Raw genomic sequence first — 11,251 nt, 5'->3', positions numbered from 1 at the left:
GGGGTCGCGTTTGCCATCTGTACCTCGGGGTGCCCCTCAACCGACCGGCATCAACGCGCCCCGCGTCCCACCAGCCGAGAACGCATCGGCCCTAGCCTTAGTGCCAGAGTCCGCGCGGCCAGTCGCGGAGGAAGAGCGGCGCTGAACTTGAGGCCGTCGAGTGCCTTGCCATCCGGTTCGGGCAAGCACAGCCTCTCGGACGCATCGCGTATCGCGGTTTTCCAGATGGTCGGAGAGACATCGGAGCGTAGCCGGAGCCAAGCGTCGGTCACCTGCTGCTTGGGATCGGTGACCTCGGCGAGTGTGCTGCGGAGGGTGAGGTTGGCGCGGTAGCCGGCCCAGGTCCACCAGCGAACGTCATCGCCGCGTACGATCACGGTTCCTGCGGGATGCACGACGTCGAGATGGCGATCCCTGGCCTGTGCCAGGGCGTCGGTCGCCCTGCGGGTGAGCCGTACGGGCGGATCCGCTCCGAGTAGGACCTCGCGGATGGCACGCATGAGCTGAAAGGATCCGCCGCCGATCAGGGACGCTGAGCTCCAGCGAGCTTTGCCCCCGCCCGTTGCGGGCTCGACGAAGCAGCGGCGGCGCTTCCAGTCGATCCAGGTGACTTTCCAGCTTCGCCCGGCCAAGAGAAGCAGCCGGGGTCCCTCTTCCCGGTCGGACAGGAGCGAGGGGTCGGTCCTGCCGATCTCTGCACGTCCGTGCAGGACGGTGAACTCCGGAGCGGCGGTAAAGACGGACATGAGCTCCATGAAGTGGCGACGCCCGAAGATCTTCTCGGCTGCGGGACCGATGAAGAGCATGCCGTTGTCGGAGTCGATGAAACCATCGGCGAGCAGGTGCCGCAGGATCGGCTCCGCTGATGGGCCGAAGACGTCCATGCCCGACCACCATTCCCGCCAGGAACGGTCACCGATCTGGTGCTCCTGCAGGCACAGGGCAAGGATTTGCTGGGCGACGATGTGGCGTGGCTCGGGTGGCGGGGTGACGGGCTCGACCCAGTGTTCGCCCCACAGGTGGAGCAGGCCGGCGGCGTCCAGCAGGCCGCCTTCGTCCAGGGCCAGGAAGAGGCAGTTGCGGACGGTTCCGGTACGACGGCCGGTGCGGCCGATCCGCTGCAGGAACGACGTGACGGTCCCAGGCGCATTGATCTGGATGACCCGATCCAGGTCTCCGACGTCGATGCCCAGCTCTAACGTGGAGGTGGCCACGATCACGCAGTCGCGCGCCTCAGTGAACGCCTGTTCTGCCCGTCGGCGGTCCTCGACGGATAGGGACGCGTGGGAGAGGAAGGTGGTCACGCCAAGCGTGCGAAGCGTCGCGCCGAGCTGTTCGACGAGGCGCTTGGAGTCGCAGAACACCAGGCGTTTCTCTCCCTGGTGAAGCACGCTGATGACCTTGGCGGCGTTCTCGACGGAGCCGACGTAGTCGAGTTCGACATCCCCGCGCGACACATCCACGCCGGTAGGGGCAGGTGCGATCACCCGTCCGGTACGGCTGCCGCGCCCCGATCCTTGCAGCCAGGTCATCAGTTCGTCGGGATTGCCCACGGTGGCCGACAAGCCGACTCGCTGGATCGCGTGGCCGGTGATCCGGGTCAGCCGTTCCAGGACGCAGATCAGGTGCCAGCCTCGGTCGTCTCCGGCGAAGGCGTGTACTTCATCGACCACGATCGCGCGTAGCCCTGCGAAAATTATCGAGTGTTCGACCTTTGTGCTGGCCAGCATCGACTCCAGCGACTCCGGGGTGGTGAGCAGAATGTCCGGAGGGTCGCGCAAGATCGCTGCGCGCGCGGAGGAGGAGATGTCTCCGTGCCAGAGCGCCACGCGGCGTCCCAGCCATCCGGCGTACTGCTCAAGACGCGGCAGCAGGTTGTTGAGTAGGGCTTTGATCGGACAGACATAGACCAGCGAGACGCCGCTCCAGCCTTGCGTGGCCATCGCGGACAACAAGGGGAACAACGCGGCCTCGGTCTTGCCGCCTGCAGTCGGCGCGAGAAGCAGCGCGTCGTCACCTGACGCCAGCGGCGCGAGCGCCTCCCGTTGGAGGGGACGCAATTCCGGCCAGCCGAGCGTGTTGACGATGTGGTGGGTCAGCGTCGGATGCAGCAGCGACAGGTCACTCACAGGTCGAGTTCCACCTCCTCCGCACTACCTGCCGCCGCGTTCCGCTCGACCTTGGTGAGTTCGCTGGCCGACAAGGTCAGCGCGTAATGCCGACGCGGGTCGAAATCCTCGAACTGATCCACTCGGTCCATGACGTCGACCAGTTTGCGGAGAAACAACCTCGGCGCGACGCCCACCTGGCCACCGAGCTTGCCCGACACGGCCTCGGCGAGTTCCGACACGTAGGCGTCGTCCATGACCGAGACGACTCGATCACCTGCGTAGAGGTCGCGTACCTTGCGGCCCAGCTCGCCGAGGGAGTCCAGGGCGAAACCCGGCAGCCGGACCTGGATGGCCCGGGGGTTGTCGAAGCGGAGGTCTCCCATGAAGTCGGTGGACAACCGCTGGGCGAGCGGGGCCAGGCGCTGCACGCCCTGAGGTCCGTCATAGAACGTGGGCGTGCCCGTGATCAACAGATAGAGTCCGGGAAACCGGCCGGAGTGGACTTCGTCGATGAGCTGTCGCAGCGAGTTGAGCGCCTTGTCCCGGGCGTCGGAACGCACCCGCTGCAGGGTCTCCACTTCGTCCAGGACGAGGACCAGGCCGGGGTGCCCGGAGTCGCGCAGGACGGTGAGCAGACCTTGGAGAAAACCAAGCGCACCGAAGTGGTCGAGGTCGCCTCGGACTCCTGCCGACCGTCGGGCGGCCGCCGCCACGTTGGGCTGGCCGCCGAGCCAGGCCAAGATGGCTTCCGCCGTACCGGCGTCACCGGCCGACACCGCGGTCCGATAGCCGCGTAGCGCGGCGGCGAACGTCGGCGCGGAGCGACTCACCGCGGTCAGACGCTGATTCAGCAGTTCCTCGACCGCCTTGTCCAGATCAGCGGGTTCGGCGCCGGCCGTGAGCGCGTCCTCCTCCAGCACGTAGAACCAGGCATCGACCACGGGCCGCATCGCGCTGGGCGGGTAACTGGCCGTCGAAAGCCGTTCCGTCAGCCGCCGGAAGACCGTCTCCAGCTTGTGCAGCGGCGTCTCATTCTCGGACACCTGAACCTCGGCTGCTGCCATTCCTCGGCGTTTGGCCTGCTCTGCCAGCCATCGGGTGAAGAAGGTCTTGCCGGAGCCGTACTCACCGCGAACCGCTTTGAAGACCGATCCGCCGGAGACCAGCGTGTCCAGCTCAGCGCTGACCGCTTTGTCGAACCGGCTAAGCCCGACGGCCAGCAGGTCGAGACCCGCCTGGGGTACGGCTCCGTGTCGCAGCGCGTCGATCACTTCACGCCGGCGTGCGGCACTTACCGTCACCGTTATCGTCCTTTCAGCCCAAATTGCTCCCGCAGCAGGTGCACGTCGAGACGCACACTGCGTCCATTGTCAACGATCGACAGCACAGCGTAGTTGTCAATGTTGAGAATGCGCTGAAGTGTCGCGACAAACCCCGCCGCACGGACCGGGGGCTCACCCGCCGTTTCCGCGATCACCGGAAGCGGTAGGGGCCCACCCGCGTCCAGCAGCGCTTGCAGGACGGCTCCGATTTTATCTGTGGGCACCTTGCGCGGCATCAGTCTGTGCTGGGCCTCGAACAGCTCGGTGGCCAGCAACTCCTCCACTGGCGACGGCGCGGTTTCGGGGACGGGCGCGACGTCGAAGAGCGCCTCCACCGGCTCTGCCAGGTTCGGCCCAGCCGATTTCCGTGACTTTCCACGCGCCGTCTTGGGCGGGGCGGCAGGTGCCGCTGGGGCTGGCCGGAGTGACCACCAGTTCGGCTGCTGCTCGGAGAGCGCGCGCCAACCTTCAGGTACGGCTGCGCCGAGCGGCAGGAAGGCGAGCAGCGGGATTGTGACCTCTGCCAGGGAGGCTCCGCCGTGGTAGCCGGCCTTCTTCGGCCCGTAATGCAGGTAGGGATCCCAGAGGGCGATGATCCTGTTGTTATCGGCGATCACCCGCGGTCCGGAGAGCTCCACCTCTCCCGCGGTTACCGGCGGGAGGGCGGTGCGATGGCGTCCGGATTCGACGCCGGTCACCGAGCGGAGTGAGCCGCTGCGTTCCAGTACGTGACCATGGTCACTGGTGAGGATCACCGCGCGTCCCTGAAAGCGGGCGTAGTCGAGCAAGGTACGCAGGATTCCGATGTCCTTGATCTGCCAGGCGGAGTCGGCGCTCTGCGGCCCCTTGTCGAGGGTGTCGTCGATGGCGTTCAGGACGACGGCGACATGCACTGTGGGATCACCCAGCGCGGCGGTCAGGTCCTCGCTCAGCGCTTCGCCCGCCTCACCGGGAAGTGTTCCCTTGTGAAACAGCCGGACCTTCTTTCCGTGCCAGAACGGATGGGCCTCAAAGGCACTGCGCTCATCCTCCTGCCGGCCGGTGGTTAGATGGGCCGCGAAGAGACTGGCGCGGGAGACCTTGGTCAAGGTCGGCAACGCCGCGACGATCGCACGCCGTCGCGGTGTACCGCCGCCAACGGCGTCATACTCCTCCCACCGCTGCCCACGAAGTTCCTCGGCCAGTTCGCAGGCCACGGCAGCGCTCATACCATCCAGCACGACCAGGAGAATCGGACGCCCGGACTTGTCCGCGACCAGCGGAGCCACCACCCGGGGCAGGACAGTCTCCACGGTCAGGGCATCTCCCGGCCCGGCTGCGGCCCAGGCTGCCAGCTTTGCAGCGAACGCCTCGTTCAGACCGCGGGTGCGCTCGGCGACAAGGCCATGGAGCATGCCGTATGCCTGTTTCAGGGGCTCGTTGAGATGCTCTCCCGCCCAGATGTCGTCGCGGGCGCGGTCGACCCAGCCCCACTCATCGATTTGAGCCTGTACGGCTACGCCTACGCCGGAGACCCGGACCGCCGGGTCGTACGGCGTGGCCAGCCATTGGATGAGCCGCTGAGCCATTTCCGCTCGCCGGACCCGATGGGCGTGAGTGTCTGCCAGGGCGTGGTCGCGGAGCCGGGCGACGGCTAGAGCCAGTGCGGCGTTCCCCCTGGGTGAGTCCAGCGCCGCGGAGAGCAATTCTGCGACGTCACTCAGACGGTCCTCGAACCCCGAGCGGAGCAGGGCGCTGAAGCGCGCGACCGACCGCGCGCCGAACTGGATGATGAGCTCTTCGGCCCGATCCAGCACAGCATGGGCCAGGTGGGTCTCCTCGGCCGTACTTCGCCCCCGGAGAAGCCAACCTACGATCATTTCGGTATCGGAGGCGAAACCTTTAATGAGGGAGTCCTCCATGGAAGAGCCTCCCATGGTGGAAATGTAGGCAAGGACAGCACCCTGCGGGCGAGCCGCCACATCTGCGGCCTCAGGATTCCACAGGGCGGCGCAGACCAGCCCGAGGGCGAGAGCGTCACCAGCCTTGCCGCCATCAACGAGGCGGAACAGCACGTCAGCGGTGCGGCCGACGCGCTCGCGGAGCCAGGCGATCAAGCCGGTACGCTCATCCTCACGTAGCTGCTGGAACGCTTCGACTGCACCGGCGTCGGCGCTCCACAGCAGCAGCGCCGGCGCGCCGAGATCGTCCGGTTCTACACCGAACTGGTCCATCCCGAGCCGCTTCGCTGCCAGGTGGCGCAGTGCGACATCGCGAGTAAGGATGGTTCCGGTCAGCCGTGGCCACGGCATTGCGTTGATCAGCGCTTCCGCGGCCCACCCTTCGACGATGAGCCGTGGATCGATCTGCTGGGCGCCGAAGCTCTCTTCGACGACCTGCCACGGCTCGATCACGAAGACCCGCTGCCTGACCACCCTCGACAGCAGACCGGGGCCGAGGTCGCTCTCCTCGACGGGGGTCAGCACCACCAGCATGGAATCATCGCTGCGTTCGAGATGATCGGTGACCTGCTCAAGAATCGCCAGCGGTGACACACACCCCGCGATGGTGACCCGGCGACCATCAGAGGTGATCTCGTCCTGTCCGGTCCAGGACGGCTCGGCGCGGATCAACAGCACACGTTCATCGCGGGCCGCGTACTTACGCAGCAGCCTCGCGATCTCCTGCTCCAGCGCGGCCGGGGTGATGGGCAGCAGAGTGCGAGCCGGGGTCATGATTTGTGGATCACTTTCAGCGTGATCTCCACGGTGGCATGCGGATTCTTTGCCACCAGTTCCTGCGCATAGCTCTGCAGTTCCTGCAGCTTCTCCTCCATGACCGACACAGGTACCGAGTGGACCACCACATCTCCCGGGGGAGGCGGAGGTGGCGGAGGAGGGGGTGTGGGATCTTGCGTCGCCTCACGCAGCAGGTCAGCAGCGGCTGTGCCCGCGCGGCTGAGCGCAGGTCCGAGCGGGAGCGTTAGCTCATCCGCCACAGCGGCTTTGCGTAGATCGGCGAAGATCTGGACAGCCTTGCTCTGGTACGGCTCACGCAACCCCTTGATCAGGGAAAAGGTGTCCCAGCGAGCTCCCCTGAGCGCATCCGCGACGGCCGTGGCGCTCTTGATGCTTTTTCCTGTGCGTTGCGTCGGCCCGCCGAGGTCGGCGGTGGCGAGCTGATCGATGATGTCGAGCTTGCCGTGATGGGATCCAAGCCCGTCCAGCAGATCCGCCGCCCTACGCGCGGTATGCAGGCGACCATCTCCTGCTCGGACGTCGAGCCCCAATGGCTCGGCGTACGTCTCCAGCCTCGCAACCAGGTCATGAGCCGCGTCACGGTATTTGCGCGCGTCGTCCGAGAGGGTCCGAGCGAACAGGGCGGCGAGCCGGGCGCGACGAGCGACGGGTGGGTTGTGCCCGAAGATATCCATGGCACGCTGCCTGGCTTTTACCCAGACGTCCTCATCGGGCAGCTTCTCCTCACGCAGCTTCATGTCATCGCGGATCTGGGTGAGCTCGGGAGTGACGGGCCCGCCGTATTGGATCCAGGACCGATCAGTCTGTTCGGCGAAACAGGCGAGCACCAAGTTGGCGACCAGCCGATCCAGCCCACGCTGCTGCGGCTCGTCGATCCACCGGAGCAAATCGGTGACCAGCACGTCGCCGTTCACCTTGTCCTGGGCGATGCGCTGGTGAAAATGCTGCCGCCAGTGCGATCCGGCAACGAAGGCGGCCTCATGCATCTCGCCGAGCAGAAGGGGATTGGCGATACGACGCACAGTAATCCGATGGGCTTTCTCCACCTCCACCCGCCCATCAGAGGTTTCCACGGCCTTACGTATGTAGTCGAGCACAATCCGGGCTTCGGCGGGTTTGACGACGCTAGCGGCTCCCGCGCGGTCCGGATCAAAGTCGGGATGGCCGGGGAATTGGCACTTAAGCATCTGCTCGGCCAGCGAGGCCAGCGCATCGTGCAGGGAGGCCCCAGAGAGCAACCGGGGACGCAGCCCTTCCGACAAGGACAGCAGATGGTCATCGAAGTCGGGGACCACCTCGCTCTCGTGTTTGGTGGTGAGCCCGTAGGCCGCACGGAGCGTGCCGATCAGCTTACCTGCTAGTACGTCTCGTTGACCGCTGAGAGTCTGGCGGGCGCGTTCCCGGTCCCCGGGATTGAGGTCCCTCGCGAGGGAGTCGAAGCGTTGGCCATGCAGAGCGTAGTCGATCGTGACGAGCCGGCGCAGGTCCTGGATCCGCTCCGCCGCCAGCGAGGCGGGCACCCAGCAGAGCGTCCGTGCCTCAAACCCTTCACTGATCATCCTCTGGACCCGGTTGCGGTCGTAGGCGGGAGTGAACTCTCCCTCGTCGAACGGGTAGTCGACGATCAAACGCCAGCTGGTCGGATCGGCGGGTTTGAAGACCTCGTCATCCAGCTCGACTTTGTCGCGCACGTTACCGAAGATCACTTCCAGTGACCTCTTGCTGCCCCGCCAGGTGAAGTCGAATCGATCGCCTCCGTACTGGTTGGTCTCGACGACCCCAAATTCCTTGTAGAGGAGTGTGCGGATCAGGTTTTTGCGCGTCCCCATGTTGTCCGCGCCTGCTTGACGGGCGTTCTCAATGATCGAATCAACATCAATGCCCTCAAGTTCGAGCCCGACCCCGGGGTCATCCCCCTTGACGTATTTGATCTCATTGAATTGCGCTGCCCAGCCTTCGACCTTGCGGGCGACCTGGCCAACTTCTCCGCCTGGGATGGGGCTGGTGACACTACCGTGGTTGAGCGCGGCCAGCCTGCTGGCGGTGAGGTTGTGCAGCGCGGGAACGGTGGGTGCCAACGCCGACAGTAAAAGCGTCTTGATCAGTCGGTCATCACCGGTGAACGCACGAACCCGGCCAACTAACTGAGAATTGGTCTCCGTGCCGCGCCGCACGCGCTTGATTTGTTCTTCGGTGAGGTGCCCATTGGAGTTGGCCCGGTTTGGTGGACACCTGATCTCTGGGGAACCCTGGTTCCCGGAAGAAGGAGTCTGCTGTGCCGAACAACTATCCGCCGGAGTTTCGCCGGCAGATGGTGGAGCTGGTGCGCGCGGGACGGACGCCGGAGGAGTTGGCCAAGGAGTTCCAGCCCTCCGCGCAGTCGATCCGTACCTGGGTGCGTCAGGCTGACCTGGATGACGGCCGCCGTCAGGACGGGCTGACCAGCGCCGAGAAGGAGGAGCTGGACCGGCTGCGGCGCGAGAACAAGATCCTGCGCGAGGAGAAGGAGATCTTGCGTAAGGCCGCGGTTTTCTTCGCGCGGGAGACGGATCTGCCGAGATGAAGTTCCGGCTGATCCATGCGGAGAAGGACCACCACGAGGTCTCCCTGCTGGCCCGGGTGCTGGGTGTGTCGCGCCAGGGCTACTACGCCTGGGCCGCTCGCCTGCGGCGTGGCCCGTCGGCACGGGCCCGGCGCGACGCCGAGCTGACCCAGAAGATCCAGCGGCATCACCAGGCTTCGGATGAGATCTACGGTGCGCCGCGCATCCACGCCGACCTGCGCGAGATCGACGGGGAGCGGGTGGGCCGCAAGCGGGTGGCCCGGTTGATGCGCGCCGCCGGGCTGGCCGGGGTGAGCAGGCGTAAGGGTTGCCGCACCACCATCACCGACCACCGTGCTGCATCCGCGTCCGACCTGGTCAAACGCCGGTTCACCGCCGATGAGCCGAACCGGGTCTGGACGGCCGACATCACGTACGTGCCGACCTGGCAAGGCTTCGTCTACCTGGCGGTGGTGCTGGATGTGTTCTCCCGCCGGATCGTCGGCTGGGCGATAGCCGATCACATGCGCACCGAACTGGTGACCGACGCGCTGGCAATGGCGATCCACCAGCGCCGCCCGCAGGCCGGGGTGATTCATCACAGCGATAAGGGCAGCCAGTACACCTCGATCGCCTTCGGCCAGCGGTGTGAGCAGGCCGGAGTGCGCCCGTCGACAGGGCGGACCGGGACGTGCTTCGACAATGCGATCACTGAAAGCTTCTTCGCCTCGCTGGAGTGCGAACTCATCGACCGGCGCACCTTCCACACCAGGTCAGAAGCCGAACGGGCCGTCTTCAGCTATATCGAAGGGTTCTACAATCCACGCCGCCGCCACTCCGCCAACGGCTACTTCAGCCCCGCCGAATATGAACGCCGCCACGCGCTCAAGAACGCCCAAGATCTCGACTATGCTGCCGCGTAGTCGCAAGCCCTGATGTGTCTACTGAACCGGGGCAACTTCACCATGCTGTTCCAACAAGTGCGGGCGGAGCTTGGCGTTGTACAGTTTCTGCGCGGCATCGAACTCGACCTTCAGCTTCTGGGTAAACGGTTCGTCGCCGCCCTCTGTGATCACGTTGTAGAGGTCGCCGAGCGGAATGAGTTGGCCCAGCCGCAGGTCGTCACGGCGGCGGATCAAGATGCGGCGCATCAACTTTAGGGCAGTCCGGGAACGTTGCAGGGCGCTGGAGATGTGGACCAGCGTGTCCATGAAAGCCGGACTGAACGGGTAGGTTTTGCGGAACGCGCCGATGTCGGCACCGGTTGCGCTGCTGGAACCGAGCAGCGTGTCCCACACCTCGCTACGCACCTGGCTGGTCCGGTCGAACGCGCGGGCGATCTGCACCGCGGCGTCATCGTTCAACGGACTGAGCAACCGGGTCTGCGCGATCACCGGTAGGTTGCGGTCCTCTAATGGGATGGTCTCGAAGCGTCCCTTGGCTAGGTCGAGCGTGTCCTGAAAGCCGAGTTCGACCGCGCTGGTCTCCTGCGCGCCCACCAACTCACGCAGATCCCGCTGCCGGGCGATAAAGCTGATGACAGGGATCGGCCGTGTAGCATCACCTGACTCGACAAAGTTCGTGATCTTCTGAACTTCGCGGGCGACGAACTGCGAGTTTCCGACCGAGTTTGCCAGCCACAGGATGAGTTCGTCCAGGAAGAGGATGAGGCCGTCGTAGCCGAGGTCCTTGGCGTGGCGGCTGATCTCGTGCAGTCCCGGCGCGAGCGAGACGAATGCTCCTGCGTCCTCCTTCGCGTTGCTGAAAAAGCCCTCGTTCCAGCTCTGGAGAAGGTCATTGACCAGCTTCCGCCGCAGCGCGTCCTCCTCGGTCAGCACGACCGGCTGGTGTTCGTCGGCGTCGGACTCGTCCAAGTAGGAACCGGCGAAGGCGGTGTTCAGCTTCTCGGCGGTCCAGAAGGCGCTGGTGTCCCCCCACTCATCGGGCTCCTCGTCGCCGGGCAGGCCGTTGATGAACGCCTCGTCACCAATCTGGTCGCGGAGACGGCGGGCCTGAGCCAAGAGCGAGTCGGTACGGTGCACCGCAGGGATAGGCATCGAGCCGGTCGGGGGCTTGGGGATGTCCTCCGCCTTCAAGCCGCGGACGTAGTCGATGTAGCGCCCAAGCACCCGGTGTTCCAGCGACTTTGCATCCAGCATGTGGAAGGGAACCAACAGGAACCGCTTCCCCGTCAGCCAGTCATGCTCGGCAAGCAACTCTGCGAACTCATCTCGGCGACGGGCGGCCTCTTCGCCACGCAGCAGTGCGTAGAGCACCGCCATGAAGTGTGACTTACCGGCACCGAACGATCCGTGCAGGTACGCCGCTTTCGAGCTCTGCCCGGTGACCGCCGCCTTGATCAGATTGAGCGCCTGCCTGAAGTTGTCGACCAGGTCATCGGTGATCACGTAGTCGCGTAGCGTCGCCTCGGCGTCCGTGACTCCCTCGGCCAGTTTGAGCACGAAATCGCTGTCGCTCATCCCCTCGGGGATGTCGATGAGCTCCCTGAGCAGTGGCTGCTGGTTCAGCGTGGTCATA

At 65.4% G+C, this 11,251-nt stretch carries 6 protein-coding genes; 1 reads left to right on the top strand and 5 read right to left on the bottom strand.

Annotated elements, in window-relative coordinates; translation table 11 throughout:
• Positions 1-50 precede the first annotated feature (50 nt).
• Genes AB0C28_RS54915 through AB0C28_RS54900 form a run of 4 tightly spaced genes read right to left on the bottom strand, consistent with a single transcriptional unit; the run spans position 51 to position 8,345 of the window.
• Positions 51-2,120, bottom strand: coding sequence for a DEAD/DEAH box helicase (locus tag AB0C28_RS54915; RefSeq protein ID WP_358085284.1), 2,070 nt, complete (start codon positions 2,118-2,120; stop codon positions 51-53).
• Positions 2,121-2,125: 5 nt separating this feature from the next.
• Positions 2,126-3,412, bottom strand: coding sequence for a BREX system ATP-binding protein BrxD (gene brxD, locus AB0C28_RS54910; protein ID WP_358085273.1), 1,287 nt, complete (start codon positions 3,410-3,412; stop codon positions 2,126-2,128).
• A gap of 2 nt (positions 3,413-3,414) precedes the next feature.
• Positions 3,415-6,147: a BREX-2 system phosphatase PglZ gene (pglZ, locus tag AB0C28_RS54905; RefSeq protein WP_358085270.1), complete on the bottom strand. Its 2,733-nt coding sequence runs from the start codon at positions 6,145-6,147 to the stop codon at positions 3,415-3,417.
• On the bottom strand, positions 6,144-8,345 hold the full coding sequence (locus AB0C28_RS54900) for a hypothetical protein (RefSeq protein ID WP_358085267.1): 2,202 nt from the start codon (positions 8,343-8,345) through the stop codon (positions 6,144-6,146). The genes pglZ and AB0C28_RS54900 overlap by 4 nt, the downstream gene beginning before the upstream one ends.
• Positions 8,346-8,482: 137 nt before the next feature.
• Between AB0C28_RS54900 and AB0C28_RS54895 the strand changes: the two genes are divergently transcribed.
• Positions 8,483-9,636 (top strand): IS3 family transposase gene (locus AB0C28_RS54895; RefSeq protein WP_358085282.1). Its coding sequence is split into 2 segments (ribosomal slippage): positions 8,483-8,696 and positions 8,696-9,636, totalling 1,155 coding nucleotides; the frame shifts between segments, so codons are not numbered across the junction.
• 18 nt (positions 9,637-9,654) lie between these two features.
• Here AB0C28_RS54895 and AB0C28_RS54890 read toward each other — a convergent pair.
• On the bottom strand, positions 9,655-11,250 hold the full coding sequence (locus AB0C28_RS54890; RefSeq protein ID WP_358085264.1) for a DUF6079 family protein: 1,596 nt from the start codon (positions 11,248-11,250) through the stop codon (positions 9,655-9,657).
• Position 11,251 lies beyond the last annotated feature (1 nt).

It is taken from the genome of Nonomuraea sp. NPDC048892, assembly GCF_040649735.1.
GTDB lineage: Bacteria > Actinomycetota > Actinomycetes > Streptosporangiales > Streptosporangiaceae > Nonomuraea > Nonomuraea maheshkhaliensis.
Note: the sequence above shows the minus strand (reverse complement) of the source record. Positions and strands in the feature narration are given on the sequence as shown.